14 protein-coding genes, 2 pseudogenes and 1 other annotated feature are annotated in these 15,047 nt (G+C 37.9%); of the genes and pseudogenes, 5 read left to right on the top strand and 11 right to left on the bottom strand.

The genetic code is table 11. From position 1 onward, the window contains the following. Positions 1-77 precede the first annotated feature (77 nt). The 3 genes from FG382_RS12440 to FG382_RS12430 form a co-directional block, all read right to left on the bottom strand. Complete coding sequence (locus FG382_RS12440) at positions 78-1,016, bottom strand: hypothetical protein (RefSeq protein WP_142539467.1); 939 nt, start codon at positions 1,014-1,016, stop codon at positions 78-80. A gap of 110 nt (positions 1,017-1,126) precedes the next feature. Next, the gene (locus FG382_RS12435) at positions 1,127-1,504 is read right to left on the bottom strand and encodes a PH domain-containing protein (protein ID WP_142539212.1); all 378 of its coding nucleotides are present in this window, start codon (positions 1,502-1,504) and stop codon (positions 1,127-1,129) included. A gap of 131 nt (positions 1,505-1,635) precedes the next feature. Continuing rightward, the gene (locus tag FG382_RS12430) at positions 1,636-2,247 is read right to left on the bottom strand and encodes an FMN-binding negative transcriptional regulator (protein ID WP_142539211.1); all 612 of its coding nucleotides are present in this window, start codon (positions 2,245-2,247) and stop codon (positions 1,636-1,638) included. 114 nt (positions 2,248-2,361) lie between these two features. On the opposite strand from FG382_RS12430, the gene pdxR reads away from it, so the two are divergent. Then, positions 2,362-3,741 (top strand): MocR-like pyridoxine biosynthesis transcription factor PdxR, encoded by a 1,380-nt coding sequence (gene pdxR / locus FG382_RS12425; RefSeq protein ID WP_142539210.1) that lies wholly within the window; start codon positions 2,362-2,364, stop codon positions 3,739-3,741. A 50-nt stretch (positions 3,742-3,791) separates the two neighbouring features. Here pdxR and FG382_RS12420 read toward each other — a convergent pair whose 3' ends face one another. After that, positions 3,792-4,124, bottom strand: a complete 333-nt coding sequence (locus FG382_RS12420; protein ID WP_142539209.1) for a winged helix-turn-helix transcriptional regulator — start codon at positions 4,122-4,124, stop codon at positions 3,792-3,794. Between the two features lie 112 nt (positions 4,125-4,236). Between FG382_RS12420 and FG382_RS12415 the strand changes: the two genes are divergently transcribed. Beyond that, on the top strand, positions 4,237-5,295 hold the full coding sequence (locus FG382_RS12415) for an LLM class flavin-dependent oxidoreductase (RefSeq protein ID WP_142539208.1): 1,059 nt from the start codon (positions 4,237-4,239) through the stop codon (positions 5,293-5,295). A 59-nt stretch (positions 5,296-5,354) separates the two neighbouring features. Here the strand turns inward: FG382_RS12415 and FG382_RS12410 are convergent, their stop codons facing one another. Continuing rightward, the gene (locus FG382_RS12410) at positions 5,355-6,593 is read right to left on the bottom strand and encodes an MFS transporter (RefSeq protein WP_142539207.1); all 1,239 of its coding nucleotides are present in this window, start codon (positions 6,591-6,593) and stop codon (positions 5,355-5,357) included. Between the two features lie 350 nt (positions 6,594-6,943). Then, positions 6,944-7,414: a DinB family protein gene (locus FG382_RS12405; protein ID WP_142539206.1), complete on the bottom strand. Its 471-nt coding sequence runs from the start codon at positions 7,412-7,414 to the stop codon at positions 6,944-6,946. A gap of 159 nt (positions 7,415-7,573) precedes the next feature. On the opposite strand from FG382_RS12405, the gene FG382_RS12400 reads away from it, so the two are divergent. Further along, complete coding sequence (locus FG382_RS12400; protein ID WP_142539205.1) at positions 7,574-8,815, top strand: aminopeptidase; 1,242 nt, start codon at positions 7,574-7,576, stop codon at positions 8,813-8,815. Between the two features lie 169 nt (positions 8,816-8,984). Then, positions 8,985-10,118 carry a cation:proton antiporter gene (locus tag FG382_RS12395; protein ID WP_142539204.1) on the top strand — a complete coding sequence of 378 codons (1,134 nt, stop codon included), beginning with the start codon at positions 8,985-8,987 and terminating at the stop codon, positions 10,116-10,118. Between the two features lie 41 nt (positions 10,119-10,159). Here FG382_RS12395 and FG382_RS12390 read toward each other — a convergent pair whose 3' ends face one another. From FG382_RS12390 to rraA, 4 genes and pseudogenes are all read right to left on the bottom strand, one after another. Continuing rightward, positions 10,160-10,738, bottom strand: coding sequence for a DNA-3-methyladenine glycosylase I (locus tag FG382_RS12390; RefSeq protein ID WP_142539203.1), 579 nt, complete (start codon positions 10,736-10,738; stop codon positions 10,160-10,162). Positions 10,739-10,959: 221 nt separating this feature from the next. Beyond that, positions 10,960-11,153, bottom strand: a pseudogene (locus tag FG382_RS23230) (zinc ribbon domain-containing protein); the annotation flags it as partial. Then, positions 11,140-11,241 (bottom strand): annotated as a pseudogene (locus FG382_RS12380) (transposase); the annotation flags it as partial. The pseudogenes FG382_RS23230 and FG382_RS12380, both read right to left, overlap by 14 nt. 98 nt (positions 11,242-11,339) lie before the next feature. After that, the gene (gene rraA / locus FG382_RS12375) at positions 11,340-11,819 is read right to left on the bottom strand and encodes a ribonuclease E activity regulator RraA (protein ID WP_142539466.1); all 480 of its coding nucleotides are present in this window, start codon (positions 11,817-11,819) and stop codon (positions 11,340-11,342) included. A gap of 232 nt (positions 11,820-12,051) precedes the next feature. Here rraA and FG382_RS12370 point away from each other — a divergent pair, with 232 nt between their 5' ends. Beyond that, complete coding sequence (locus tag FG382_RS12370; protein WP_142539202.1) at positions 12,052-12,993, top strand: 3-hydroxyacyl-CoA dehydrogenase family protein; 942 nt, start codon at positions 12,052-12,054, stop codon at positions 12,991-12,993. Between the two features lie 89 nt (positions 12,994-13,082). On the opposite strand, the gene metG is transcribed toward FG382_RS12370, so the two are convergent. Next, complete coding sequence (gene metG, locus FG382_RS12365) at positions 13,083-14,723, bottom strand: methionine--tRNA ligase (RefSeq protein WP_142539201.1); 1,641 nt, start codon at positions 14,721-14,723, stop codon at positions 13,083-13,085. 45 nt (positions 14,724-14,768) lie between these two features. Next, positions 14,769-15,008: a binding site (T-box leader), on the bottom strand. Between the last annotated feature and the right edge of the window lie 39 nt (positions 15,009-15,047).

Raw genomic sequence — 15,047 nt, 5'->3', positions numbered from 1 at the left:
ATGATAAATGTTCGTTCACTTCTAGTCGCCTTTTAATTTATTCACACTCTCCTTATATTCATCATCCTACCAATATTTTAGCTCTCTTTGTTTTCTACACATTTGGTCGGATCTATCTTTGTCTCTTCCCATGTTGACCCTTGCTTCCTTTTTATTAACTGAGAGACCAGTACATCTGTATCATTTGTTATTTGAACGAAGACGAACCGATAATTGTTTCCATTCATGCCGATTATATCAATGAATTTCACATAGTCATCTCTTTTCGTTGGCAATCTTTTTTTAATGAGTTTGCACCATCCTCCGTATTCAATATCGACAACGTTCTCTCCTTGCTGACGCCAACCATGATAAGCAGCGCAAAGAAAGTCTTCTCCTATCAAGTTGATGTTATCTATTTTGTATAGCCCATCTTCTTTTTGAATGGAAATAGTACCGTAATAATATTCGAAAGCGGAAACGCCCGTTGCTGTCCCATTGATCGTTTCGAATTCGATAAAAAAACGAGTCGGTTGGTCTGCTTTTTGGTTGGGAAGTTTATATAATTTAATCAAGTTTGTATGACCAACGCCTTCGAAAGAAGCAACATATGTTGTATAGGGAATTTTTTGTTTATAGTCTTTCGTGAAGAAATTGTACGCAATTGAAAATGGTGTCTTTGCCCATCCTACTGTACCGCAACCTCCAATTAGCTGTTCAGTTAAGTTTTCAGCTTCTTGTAAAATGCTAAAATAATAGAGAATTGCATTTTCTGGCGTATCTAAAAAGAAAGCAGGCAGACTAATTTCGCTATAAGTTTTTCCAAAATAGGGATTGAAAAAGTGATAATCAAATAGTCTATTATTTAGAATGGAACGACGAGATGGGCGAAAATATTTTTCAACATCTACCTGTTGGTATTTTTCTTTTTCCTCGTCATTTTGACTTTGGTGCCATTTTTGTTTCTGTCTTAACGCTCCCATCACATAAGCGGATGTATCATTACTAGCTTGCTTTCGGGACCTGCGACGCCTCATAAACTTCACTATACGACTCCCCTTAGCTTCTGTTGCTATAGCATATTCTATAAACCAAAAAACTGCTAAACCCATCTAGGTTTAACAGCTTTCATTTACGCTGGAAGTGCTTATTTCAAAACGTATGCAGCTAGTACACTTTGTACTTTATATATATTCAGAGATTTATTGAATTTTTTTTGAATTGGCACAGCACTTCCCGATATCCAAATTTTCAATTCAGCATCTAAATCTAGGGTTCCTGCTGTTTCAACAGAAAAATGAACGACACTTTTATACGGAATGGAATGGTATTCTACCTTTTTGCCAGTCATTCCTTGCTTGTCGATCAGCAACAGTCGTTTATCCGTGAAAACAAATAGATCTCGAATCAGCTTGTATGCATGCTCTACTTTTTCAGAAGGTACCAGTAAATCCTTTAGCTCTTTTTCGACTTTATCCAGTTCTAATTCGGAGGCATTTCCCATCAAACCATCTAATAAGCCCATTTTTATCCATCCTTTTCATTAATTTTCTTAAAGACTATTTTGGCTTGGCATAATAATTACTTTTTCATCAATATTCAATTTTCCTTGTTAAATATATCATACAGAAAATTCAATACAATCACAATTAAGCATTATAGCTTCTTTTGCATCACTTTAGCCATTTCTTGAGAGTTTGTATCTTCTTCCTCCTGGAGTTTTTGAACGATATTAATATAGTCCTTCTCATTACGATTCTGACTCATTTTATAAGCGGCTTGAACTTCGTGTATCTTTATTTTAAATCCTACAATTCCCTTTAGCTCTCTTTCTAATATTGATGGAGAAAGTTTTTCCCACATAACTGGATTCTCCCGATGTTTTTCATATTTTAGCAGCATTTCAGATAGCTCTTGCCTTAACTCTTCTTCATCCAAAATGCTAGCTGAGCCATATGCGTGTACTGCTTGATAATTCCATGTTGGAACATTTTCATGCTCGTACCAGGAAGACGAAATGTAGGCATGTGGCCCTTGGAACATAACGAGAACATTCTCATTCACCTCGAATGTTCTCCATTGTGGATTACCATAAGCCATATGCCCCGTTACATAGTAATCACCATCTTTTTCACTGAATCCTAAAGGTAAATGAGTGGCAATCGGCTTACCCTTTTTAGTTGTAACAATCGTTCCAAATGAGTTTTGTTGAATAAATTCTTTAATCTCCTCAAAGTCTGTTATCTTATAGTATTTAGGTATATACATAAATGACTCCCCTCGCCCTTTAATTATTTATATATTCCGAGTTAATAATATTATACAAACTGACATTTAAAAAGGTACAATTACAAAAAATCAAACATGTCAAAGGAGATCTTTATGAGGAATATCATTTTCGCTTTGAACGATGACTCTCCTAAATACAAACAAATCTACGAACAGCTTAAACTGCTTATTGAGCGAGGTGACATACAACCTGACGAGCAACTCCCCTCTATCAGACAGCTTGCCGAATCCCTTCATGTAAGTCGTAATACGACATTAACAGGTTATGATCTTCTTGCAGCGGAAGGCTATGTTCGCGGAGAAGGAAGAAGAGGTTATTTCGTCAATGAAATAGAGCTGATTCCATTAACAAAAACATTCATCTCTCCTAATAAAAAGCAGATAGAGCTTGCGACATCAGTCCATATTGACTTTCGAGCAGGTGCTGTAGACCAAGCGCACTTCCCCTTAAAAGTTTGGAGAAGAATCTCCAATCAAGTACTAACCTTTCAAGAAAGCTTTCTATACGGTGACCCCTTTGGCGAAGTATGCTTACGTGAGCAAATGGCTCTATACTTGCTCCAATCTCGTGGGGTTAAAACAGATGCTAACGCCATCATTATCGGTAGCAGTACTCAACAAATGCTTGTCCAACTTGGGCATATACTAAAGGATGATTTCTCAAGCATTATCGTAGAGGACCCTGGCTATGATGGTGCCAGAGAAGCTCTTCATTTTCATCGTCTAACGCTTGAAGCTTTACCCGTGTATGAAACTGGAGCTGATTTTTCACGATTGGAACAGATGAAATCCCAAGTTATTTATGTAACTCCCTCCCATCACAGTCCTATAGGTGTGAGCATGTCCATTCAACAACGGCAAATGCTTATCCAATGGGCTAACAAGAGGGATGGGTATATTATCGAAGATGATTATGACAGTGAGTTTCGCTATACACAGCAACCATTTCCTGCTCTCGCTTCTATTGATTCCTCAAGAGTCATTTATTTAGGGAACTTCTCCAAGTCCTTTCTTCCAGGAATCCGCTTAAGCTATATGGTGTTACCACAGTCACTTTTAAGCCGTTATAAAGAGCAGTTTCTTCATTTTGAGAGTACCTCTTCCTTACTGAGCCAGCTCACGATGGCAAAATTTATGGAAGAAGGAGAATGGAACCGCCATATTAAGCGCATGCGTCTTGTGTATAAACGAAAAATACAACATATAGTATCAGCATTAAATGAACATTTCGAGCAGCATTTATCTATTATTGGTGAGCAATCTGGTTTATACGTGTTAGTAAAAGTACATTTGAAATACTCAGAAGAAGAGCTAATCAAGCGCGCTGCCATATCCGGAGTAAAAGTGTATCCCACTTCACTCTACTTCATTAATAAATATGCAGATGAACCAATGATCAAACTAGGCTTTAGTAATCTTTCTTGTGAAGAAATTTCGCGTGGTGTAGAACTTTTAAAGAAGGCCTGGTTATAAAATAGTGCCAGTCACCCACACTATTTTTGAATAGCTTGGACGACTGGCAACTACATTTTTTTCATTTTGTGAAGGGCATGCGCAGCTCCCCATTCATGCATGGCTACTAAAATGGGTTCTAAGCCTCTTCCGTAATCTGTAATAGAATATTCAACTTTTGGAGGTACTTGTGGATATACATTACGCTCAATAATGTCCTCTTCTTCTAATTCGCGCAATTGTTTTGTTAACATTTTCTGTGTTATTCCCGGTACTCTTCGTTTCAGTTCGCTAAATCTTTGCGTACCAGCTTGTAATAAAATTAATAATATAATTGGTTTCCATTTCCCTACTATTATTCCTAGCGCGTCTTCCACGCGACATAATTCCGGTTGCATTTCCATCTACTTTCACTCCTATAGTATCTTTTTGTATACTATACCACTTATAAGTGCGTACTTAAGTTTTAAATACTTTAGAATTATACTAACCTTAATGAAAGGTAGGGATAGAAGTATGGAGAAATATCGTATAGATGAGAGTAAAGGTCTAGAATTCGGGCTTTATACACTAGGAGATCACATCCCTAGCCCACTTACCGGGAAGCGTATTTCTGCTGATCAACGGATTCATGAAATTATTGAGTTGGCCAAGCTTGCAGAACAAGCAGGTCTCGACTTTTTTAGTGTAGGAGAAAGTCATCAGGAATATTTTACAACGCAAGCACACTCTGTCGTATTAGCTGCAATAGCGCAAGCGACTAGCAAGATAAAAATTGCGAGCTCTTCTACAATTGTTAGTACATCCGATCCTGTTCGTGTCTATGAAGATTTTGCGACAATAGATTTGATATCTAAAGGACGTGCAGAAATTATCGCTGGTCGTGCATCACGCATTGGGCTTTTTGAGTTACTAGGCTATGACGTGCGAAATTATGAAGAATTGTTTGAAGAAAAGTTTGCGTTATTATGTAAGATTAACGAAGAAGAAATGGTCAATTGGAGCGGAGAGTTCCGTGCTCCTTTAAATAATGCACAAGTTATCCCCCGCCCACTAAACGGCTCACTTCCTATATGGCGTGCGGTTGGTGGTCCACCAGCAAGTGCAATTAAAGCCGGTAATGCTGGAGTTCCAATGATGCTTGCCACATTAGGTGGACCTGCTACTAGTTTTAAAATATCAATTGATGCTTACCGAGAAGCCGCAAAGCGTAGTGGTTTTGATCCAGCGACACTTCCAGTAGCAACAGCCGGATTTTTCTATGCCGCTGAAACAACACAACAAGCGCAAAGTGAGACATATCCCTATGTGAATCAAGGAATGCAACTAATTAATGGTCGGGGTTACCCGGAGCAGCACTTTGTACAAGGGGCAAATCCACATGACGTCATGAATATAGGAAGTCCACAGCAGATCATTGAAAAAATACTCTATCAGCATGAGCTATTTGGTCATCAACGTTATATCGCCCAAATGGATTTTGGTGGTATTCCTTTTGATAAATTATTAAAAAATATAGAACTGATCGGGTCAGAAATTTTACCTGCCATAAAAAAATACACAGCAAAAAAATAAATACACTTATAAAGACCGCTTAATGCTATTGCATCAAGCGGTCTTTATAATGTATAATTCTACTCGGAAATTTCCTTCACTGCCGGCTTACCCGCTTCTAGCAACACTTTACTTCGTCCCAAGAAAACACCGACTATTAAGATTAGTATCCCAGTTCCTACGAGTAACCATTCGATCTTTACGACATCCGAGATCGGACCAAAAATGAGCATTCCGATTGGCATCATGGAAGTAGAAATCATCCCAAACACGCCGAATACCCGGCCAAGATAATTACTTTCCACTTTCTCTTGGACTAAAACCATCGTTGGTGTATTGAATATTGGCATGGCAACTCCGAATATACCCATGAAGGCTAAGTAAATCCAAAACATAGGAATAATTCCAAGTGCGAATGTACAAATACCCATTAATATACTCGCAAATGTCATCGTGTGTACTCTGTTATTAAAGCCTCCCCAGGAAGCAATAATACCTCCTCCGACCATCATTCCAATCGAAAAAGCTAATTCAATTGCTGTTAAGCGCCATACATCATCCCCAAAGCTACGCGCTACTTGGAGCGGAGTTAAAAACGCTGCTGGTGCCATCAAAACAAAGAAAAAAGCGAAAAATAGAAAGAACTTCTTCAAAAAAGCATGCTGATTAATATAGACTAGCCCTTCCTTAAAGTCGCTGAAATAACTCGTTGTTTGTTTTTCAGATGCCTTTTCATGCACCGCAATTTTTAAGAATGCCAATAACGTAATAATCGCCATTGCTGCTGTAATGACATCGATGAAGAAAATCATTTCAAGTGAAGCCATCGTAAGTAATGCCGCACTGACCATCGGGGAGACAAACATAATGATTGCTTGGATACTTCCATTTACTCCATTTACTTTTGTCAGTTTGTCTTCCGGAACAATTTGGGGCAAAATAGCTCCAACCGCAGGGGTTTGAATACCCGTTCCAACTGCCCGAATTGCAGCCATAGCAAATAGTAACCAAATGGCATCGTACCCCATCAAAAAAACAATTGCGAGTACAAGGGTTGCTGTCGCGATCAAACCATCCGAAACTATGATGAGGAGCTTACGATTGTAGCGGTCAGCCCATACGCCTGCTACTGGCGATAATATAAAAGTGGGGATAAAACCACAAAGGATGAACAACGTCATCATCATACCAGACTGTGTAGTAAGCGTAATATGCCACATAATCGCATATTGCACTAAAGAAGAGCCAAAGAGTGAGATAGTTTGGCTACTTAAAAAGATGATAATATTCCTTTTCCAGTTTTCATATGTCGAATTCATCTTATTCACGACCTTTTCTATTTAAATAGTTTTACTTAAAAGTAAATGGTATAGGTCTCTTTTTTAATGGAAAGTAGCTACTACATATTTATGTTTAAAGACAGCAAAAAAGAGGGCAGACTCGTCCCCCTCTTTTTTAATCATAAAATAAAGGTTTCCTAAAATAGACAGACCAATCCCATTTACTCTGCATTTAAGCAGAGCATCTGAACGTATTCAATTAACGATTCAAAAATTGGATTCTTAGTCTCATTGATGCTGTCAAAAGGAAAACCTCCATTTCCATATAGTGAACTCGATTTTAACATACAGTTTTCGACTATTTCAACTATCAAAGGAAATAATCATTATTATTGCATTTCTTTTGTTGGCCCCATAACACCCGGAACTGTTAAACCAGCTTGACGTAGTAATACAGTCATTTGACCACGGTGATGAGTTTGATGGTCTATTAAGCCGCGTAAAAGTTTTCCGCGCGCTGTCGGTCCAACGAAACCATTCACTTCCTCTGATAACATTTCATCCGTTAGTTTAGCTGCCTCCGTTTTAAATGCTTCAGCTGCTTTCTCATAAGCTTGCACGATTTCTGAAACATCTGTTGGTACTGGCTCATTTTGTCCCGGTCCCGGGACTTGTAGACCTGCAAAATGACCAAATGCTCCTGCTGCACCTACCAAGTGCCAAGCAAGCCAACCAAGTGTGCTATGTCCTTCCACTATTGCTTGATCTAGTTTGTCGTTTGTAATTGCTTGAAATACCTTTGACGTTCCTGCTGCTGAAGCTGTCCAATCTTCTACAAAATCCTCTACTTTACGATACATATATAGCCCTCCAATTTCATAATAGCTTTCTCTTTCCATCATAGCCTATCGATGAATTTCTTTGCAACAAAGAGGAAAATAAAGGAGCATTTATATTGGGTGGTTTGCGTTTAAGCATGCTAAAATTATGAATGAAGACAAATTATTGGAGGAAAAAAGATGTTAGCTAATTTCGAAGAGAATTTACAAAAGTATGCAAAACTATTAGTGGCAAAAGGTATCAATGTTCAATCCGGTGATTGGGTAAAAATGACCATTACAGTTGACCAGGCACCATTAGCACGATTAATCACAAAAGAGGCTTATGATTTAGGTGCGGAAAAGGTCATTATTAAATGGTCTGATGATGAAATTAGCAAACTACATTATTTACATCAACCTACAGAAGTATTGACCGACATCCCAGATTATGAAATCCAAGAATCTGAGGATCATGTGTTAAATCGTCGTGTAAGTCGTCTTTCTATTGTATCCAGTGATCCAGGACTGCTAAACGAAGTGGATCCTGCTAAAATTGCTGCCTACCAAAATATAGCGGGAAAAGCATTCCAAGCACAACGCATAGCAACTCAAAATGATGATTTGAAATGGACTGTTGCCGCAGCTGCCGGAGCGGGTTGGGCTGCACAAGTATTCCCTGACTTAGCAACCTCGGAAGAACAAGTTGATGCTTTGTGGAACCAAATTTTCAAAACATGCCGGGTTTATGCAGAGGATCCAATCGTAGCATGGGATGAACATAAGAAAATATTAAATGAAAAAGCGGCTATATTAAATGAAAGTCAATTCGATGCATTACACTATACAGCACCAGGTACAGACTTAACATTAGGTTTACCAAAAAACCATATTTGGGCATGTGCAGAAAGTTATAATCCTAAAGGAGAAGAATTTATTGCCAATATGCCTACAGAGGAAATCTTTACCGCTCCCGATACACACCGTATGGAAGGTGTCGTACGCAGCACTAAACCACTAAGCTATGCTGGTACGCTAATTGAAGGTATCGAAGTGCATTTCAAAGATGGCAAAATTGTAGATATATCTGCTGAAAAAGGAAATCAAACAATTAAAAAACTAGTTTTTGACAATGAAGGCGGCACAGGACTAGGTGAAGTAGCGCTTGTTCCAGACCCTTCTCCAATTTCTCAATCAGGCGTGACTTTCTTTAATACGCTATTCGATGAAAATGCATCTAATCACTTAGCAATCGGGTCTGCTTATCCGACGACGATTCAAGGTGGGACAAAGATGAGCCAGGAAGAATTATTAAAAAACGGCATGAATACTTCTATTGTTCACGTTGATTTTATGATTGGCTCTGACAAGATGGACATCGATGGTATAAAGCAAGATGGCACGGTAGTTCCTATTTTCCGTAGTGGTGATTGGGCATTTTAACTATCGCCTTGTAAAAGAAATTCCCTAATAATTGGGTTGGTTCTTACATGCAAGAACCGTTATAATAGTTTCATAACTGAATGATAAATATGATACATGGAGGAGCCTGTCACAAAGGCCCCTTCATGTATTTTTTTTGTTCAGAAAACTGTTTAATGGGAGGAAACTTGTGTTTATTTTGCAAATAGTTATTATTTTACTTGCAACAAAATTAGCTGGTCAGTTAAGTATTCGACTAGGACAACCATCTGTTTTAGGTAAGATTATAGTAGGGATTATATTAGGTCCTGCATTATTAGGATGGGTACAGGATACAGAGATAGTTTCTATCTTCAGTCAAATAGGAGTACTTCTTTTAATGTTTTTAGCAGGACTAGAAACGAATTTAAAGGATTTAAACCGTAATTTAAAAGCATCCGTATTCGTTGCTATCGGAGGAATAATATTTCCAATCATTGGTGGATATGCAGCTTCCCAATATTACGGACTATCGATAGAAGAATCTATTTTTATCGGTCTACTGCTATCGGCAACTTCTGTCAGCATTTCTGTTCAAACACTAAGAGAATTGGGTTGGCTTAATAGTAAAGAAGGTTCTACTCTATTAGGTGCAGCAGTTTTAGATGATATCATTGTTGTTATTTTAATCGCGATTGCTATGAGCTTCTTTGTAGGTTCTGATGTTAGCATTGCATTATTAATAGGCAAAAAAATCTTATTCTTTATCCTCATTATATTAGCTTCTAAATGGTTCATTCCTAAATTTATTCAAGTATTCTCTAAACTAAAAGTTACGGAAGCAACATTAAGTGCAGGATTAATTATTTGCTTTAGCTTTGCTTACTTTGCAGAGTATCTTGGAATTGCAGGGATTATTGGAACATTTTTTGCAGGGATTGCCATTGCACAAACGAAGTTTAAAGAAGAAATTGAGCATAAGGTCGAACCCATTGCGTATGGGATTTTCGTACCATTCTTCTTTGTCAGCATTGGTTTAGCTGTATCATTTGAAGGAATTGGTAACCAAGTTGGATTAATAATTGTTTTCTCTGTGATTGCAATTCTTTCCAAGTTTATTGGTTCAGGAGCTGGAGCTCGTTTATCTGGTTTCAACTCAAGATCATCTATGGGTATCGGGGCAGGAATGATTTCAAGAGGAGAAGTCGCTTTAATATTAGCTGCCATGGGGCTGGAGAGCGGTCTATTACCTACGGAATACTATACAGCGATGATTATTGTAGTTATTGTTACAACACTTGTTACCCCTCCATTATTAAAAATATTTTTTGGAAATCGAGATTAAATATGTGTGCCAGGAACTTGAGATAGTTTCTGGCACTTTTTTTACTTTTGGACGCTAATATTAGAGGGGTGGCAAAAACATTCCAACGTATGGTCATTTACCATTCCTACCGCCTGCATATACGAATAACAAATCGTTCCCCCCACAAATTTAAAACCATCTTTCTTCAATCGTATGCTCATATAATCACTTATTTCACTTGAAACCGGCACTTCTTTTGCTGTCCTCCAATGGTTCACAATTGGTTTGTTATCGACAAAGCTCCATATATAATTTGAAAATGAACCATATTCCTTCTGGATTCTCAAAAATGCTTTAGCATTAGTTACGACACTTTGAATTTTTAGCTTATTCCGCACAATCCCAGTATCCTCTCTTAATGATTGCAACTTTTCTTCTGTGTAACACGCAATTTTTTCTGCATCAAAATGATCAAACGCTTGTCGATAATTTTCTCGCTTTTGTATAATCGTCCACCAACTAAGTCCCGCCTGTGCCCCTTCTAGACAGAGCATTTCAAATAACTGCCTATCGTTAAATACAGGCACTCCCCATTCATAATCGTGATACTCCACATATAAAGGCTCTTTTGTTGCTGCCCACGTACATCGATCAGTCATTTGTAAATCCCCCTTGCGCCATCTATTATAGTGAGAGTATACCACACATATGTTCTATAAAAATACATAGATATTATTTCTTTCTTGATACATAATTTTATAAGAATAATAGCTAAACAGAAAAGTGGCGAATCTATTGAGCAAACTTCTTGATCATGACAAACCAATATATATATGCAAATTCGAGAGAAAATTGAAGACCAAATTGTAAACGATTAGCTACAAGAACATTTCTTAGTGGAAGAGAACCACTTATCAATTTTCACCAGTTGTTTCCCTTGTTCTTTTGCTTGTATGCCAAGAAAGTAGTGAAAATAACCCAACCATTGTCGTGAACGCTTTTTCCAAAGTGAAGGGTTTGAGACATTCCTTTCATGTTCAAGCCCTCGATAATCACAGCATCATCGGTTGATGCTCTTGATGGGATCTATTGGAGCACCGCCTGTTGTAAGCAGACAGAAACTCCTTGACCAGAACATCTCTTTCCAAAGTTTCTTTCTGATATGCGGAAAGCCTCTCAAATGTGACTAATAAAAAGCGTGCCCTTTATGAAAAATGGGAACGCTTTTTATTAGTCATTGTACCTGTTACTTTCTATAAACTATAATAGAGCCTGTTTAGAAACAATAACTCCGTCCTCATCTGCATACACATACTCTCCTGGCTTCCATTCAATACCACCAAAGTAAAGTGTACCATTACGTTCGCCATTGCCAGTTTTTTTACTCTTTAGAGGATATGTTCCTAACGCCAGAATGCCCACATTGATATTAGCAAGCTCCGCTGAGTCTCTCACATAACCATTAATAATTATGCCTGCTAACTTTCTTGACTCTGCGATGCCCGCTAGACGATCGCCTAGGAGTGCACATCGCTTAGAACCATGACCGTCTACAACAATGACAGAGCCTTCTTCTACATTTTCAAGTGCTTCTACGACCAGCACATTATCCCCAAAAACGTTTACAGTTTCTATTTTCCCAGAAAAACGTGTTACTTTCCCGAAAGAACGGAAATCAATATCACAAATTTTTAATGAATCTGAGTGGTCGTCACATAAATCAGTAGTCTTAAAATCTATCAAAGCTGATTCCTCCTAATCTTTTATCATTCATAGCTAGTATACACCACTAACTATTTTGGATTGAACGTGACGTACATTAAATTAAGAATTATTTCTTGTGCTTCGATAGATCGTCAAATCTAACTCATATGCCTACTAATTTCATACCCAATGACGGGTATATAACTGAATATTTCTTCATACCGAACTCAGGAGATAAGCTATAATATTAGATAAGGGGGAGTTTAAAATGGTAGAGAAAGTTACAGTTTTAGGCGCAGGTACTATGGGACATGGAATTGTGCAGCTTTATGCACAAGCAGGCTATGATGTATTTATGTATGATATAAAAGACGAGTTCCTAGAAAAAGCATTAACACGAATTTCACATAACTTGGACATGCTAATCCAAGAGAATGCCATAACAGCATCCGAGAAAGAAAGTATATTAGAACGAATTTCTATTTCTACTGATTTAAAAGAAGCGGTTAGTGGAGCACGATTTATAACAGAAGCCGTATCTGAAAATTTAACGATTAAATTTGACTTATTTAAGCAGTTAGAGGAAATCATCGAAGAAGATACGATTATTGCATCCAATACATCTACGTTTTCCATTCAGCAACTATCCGAAGGTGTCCAAAAGACAGACCGTTTAATCATTACTCACTTCTTCAATCCGGCACATTTAGTTCCACTTGTAGAAGTCGTGAAAAGCCCTGGAACATCACAAGATATTATCGATCGTACAGTAGAGGTTTTGAAAAACATTGGTAAGAAACCAGTTGTCTTGAAAAAAGATATTCCTGGTTTGATTGCCAACCGTCTACAAGCGGCATTAGTTCGTGAAGCTTTCTATCTATTAGACAATGGCATTGCTGACGCAGAGGATATCGATTTAGCTGTTACTGCAGGTCCTGGATTCAGATGGGCATTCATTGGACCATTAGAAACTGCAGATTTTGGTGGTCTTGATATTTGGAAGAGCGTAGTAGAAAACCTTGCACCTGTATTATCCAAAGAAGAAAAAATCCCACCATTTGTTGAGCAGAAAGTCCAAAGTGGAAATCTTGGGACAAAAACCGGGAATGGCCTATTCACATATGCAGGGAATGAGGAAATACAAAGAAAAATAACAGAACGTGATGAAAATTTCATCAGATTGTCTAATATAAAGAATAACAGCAAATAACTATTCACAGGTAGAAAGATTAAAATCTCAAAGGAACTTGTCTTTATGACACGTTCCTTTTAAAATTGTATCCCTATTTATCACAGGAGTTATATACTAGTTGCATTTGCTTTTAGTTTTTCTAGTTCTAGTTCAATTTGTTTTACATCAATGCGTTCATATAATGGCTTGATTGATGTGATTTGCAAGGGTAAGACTTCAATAACGTTCCATTTGTTTAGAGTAATATTTAACATTTGTCCGATCTCTTGACATCCAAAAGGTAGAAAAGGCTGTAATAGTTGAGCTAAATTTTGAATGATGTAAGCACAAGTGGCTAGTGTCTCTTCGCAATGTAATTTGTTATCGTTCACTGTATTCCATGGTTGTCTTTCATCAAAATAACGATTTGCAGCACGAACTGCTTCAAAAATAGTTTCTATTGCTTTTTTGAAATGTCCCTCTTCAATTAACCGGCCCACGGATGGATATAAAGAAGATATGTCATGTTGTATAGTCACATCCACCTCTACTTGAGGCACTTTTGAATCAAATGATTTTTCGATAAACTTTAAGTTGCGGTTCACAAAATTAGCGAAAGCACCAAGCAACTCACTATTATGGCTATATATAAATTCGCGCCAAGAGAAGTCTGTATCACGATTTTCTGGAGCGTTGGTCGTTAAAAAATAGCGAAGTGAATCGGGATGGTATTCCTGCAAAATGTCCGGCACCCAAACTGCCCAGTTTTGACTCGTAGATAGTTTTCGTTTTTCAAGCGTTAGATACTCATTGGATATAATATTCGTTGGAGTTCCTAGATTTCCAAGTCCCAATAAAATGGCTGGCCAAATTACCGTATGGAATGGAATATTATCTTTTCCGTGAATATAATAGGAGGTCGTATCAGCATTCCACCATTTGGACACGCCTATATTATGCTGTTTTCCCCATTCAAGGCTTGCTGTATAATATCCTGCTACTGCTTCAATCCAAACGTAAATCTTTTTCCCTTCAAATCCTGGTACTGGCACATCAATCCCATTTGGCAGGTCTCTTGTCACTGCACGATCCGGAAGCCCTTCCGCTAAATAGCGTTTCGTAAGAGCAATAGCATTATCTCTCCAACGTTTCTCAGTCTCAGCATTTGCGACATAGCGCTCTAATTCCTTTTGAAACTTACTAAATGAAAAATAGAAATGCTCTGTTTCCCGGATTTCTGGTTCATTCCCGCAAATTTTACATCTTTTTTCGAGCAAGTCGAGTGGATCTAAAATGGTTGAGCAGTTGTCACATTGATCCCCCCTTGCTTTAGCACCACAATTTGGACATATTCCTTCAACAAATCGATCGGGTAAAAATTGCCCGTCTACTGCGCAGTATGCTTGTTCAATTTTCTTTTTGTATAAAAATCCGTTTTTAAGCAAGGTTAAAAAGATTCTTTGTACGGACTTGTGGTGATGCTCATCATCTGTTCTTGTATATAAATCATAGCTAAAGCCAAGCTTTTGGAATGAATCCACAAATTCATGATGATAATGATCTGCAATTGCTTTTACGGTTGTACGTTCTTGATTGGCACGAATCGAAATTGGTGTACCGTTACAATCACTACCTGATACGTATAATACCTCCTCTCCTTTTTGGCGAAAGTATCTCGCTAAAATGTCCCCTGGTAAAAGTGCTGCAATATGTCCTAAATGCAGCGATCCATTTGCATATGGCCAAGCCCCACCGATAAAAATTGACAATTATAAAACCTCCTTTAAAATAAAAAAAGCCCTAATCGTAAAAACGATTAGGACGAGTATACTCGTGTTACCACCTAAATTTGCAAATAGCTCACACTATCTGCCTTACTCAGTACGTGTTCATACTGCTGCTGTTATAACGAGTGCCGTTCTCGTCGTAGCCTACTGTTCATTCGGTACGAAGCTCAAAGGTCATATTCGGTAAGGTTCATTTGCCTCTTTCCCACCATCAGAGGCTCTCTTTGAAACATCCACTTACTTACTCTTCCTTTTCAACGCAAAGGTATTCATTTGAAATATATTCTATCAATTCTGAAATAAAAT

Source organism: Psychrobacillus lasiicapitis (assembly GCF_006861795.1).
GTDB classification, from domain to species: domain Bacteria; phylum Bacillota; class Bacilli; order Bacillales_A; family Planococcaceae; genus Psychrobacillus; species Psychrobacillus lasiicapitis.
Note: the sequence above shows the minus strand (reverse complement) of the source record. Positions and strands in the feature narration are given on the sequence as shown.

Excerpts from the sequence above, each read along its gene's own strand:
- FG382_RS12405 (WP_142539206.1), bottom strand. The coding sequence starts at position 7,414 with ATGTATCGTAAAGTAGAGGATTTTGTAGAAGATTGGACAGCTTCAGCA.
- FG382_RS12390 (WP_142539203.1), bottom strand. The coding sequence starts at position 10,738 with ATGACTGATCGATGTACGTGGGCAGCAACAAAAGAGCCTTTATATGTG.
- FG382_RS12430 (WP_142539211.1), bottom strand. The coding sequence starts at position 2,247 with ATGTATATACCTAAATACTATAAGATAACAGACTTTGAGGAGATTAAA.
- FG382_RS12400 (WP_142539205.1), top strand. The coding sequence starts at position 7,574 with ATGTTAGCTAATTTCGAAGAGAATTTACAAAAGTATGCAAAACTATTA.
- FG382_RS12370 (WP_142539202.1), top strand. The coding sequence starts at position 12,052 with ATGGTAGAGAAAGTTACAGTTTTAGGCGCAGGTACTATGGGACATGGA.
- FG382_RS12415 (WP_142539208.1), top strand. The coding sequence starts at position 4,237 with ATGGAGAAATATCGTATAGATGAGAGTAAAGGTCTAGAATTCGGGCTT.
- pdxR (WP_142539210.1), top strand. The coding sequence starts at position 2,362 with ATGAGGAATATCATTTTCGCTTTGAACGATGACTCTCCTAAATACAAA.
- FG382_RS12435 (WP_142539212.1), bottom strand. The coding sequence starts at position 1,504 with ATGGGCTTATTAGATGGTTTGATGGGAAATGCCTCCGAATTAGAACTG.
- FG382_RS12420 (WP_142539209.1), bottom strand. The coding sequence starts at position 4,124 with ATGGAAATGCAACCGGAATTATGTCGCGTGGAAGACGCGCTAGGAATA.
- FG382_RS12410 (WP_142539207.1), bottom strand. The coding sequence starts at position 6,593 with ATGAATTCGACATATGAAAACTGGAAAAGGAATATTATCATCTTTTTA.
- FG382_RS12440 (WP_142539467.1), bottom strand. The coding sequence starts at position 1,016 with ATGAGGCGTCGCAGGTCCCGAAAGCAAGCTAGTAATGATACATCCGCT.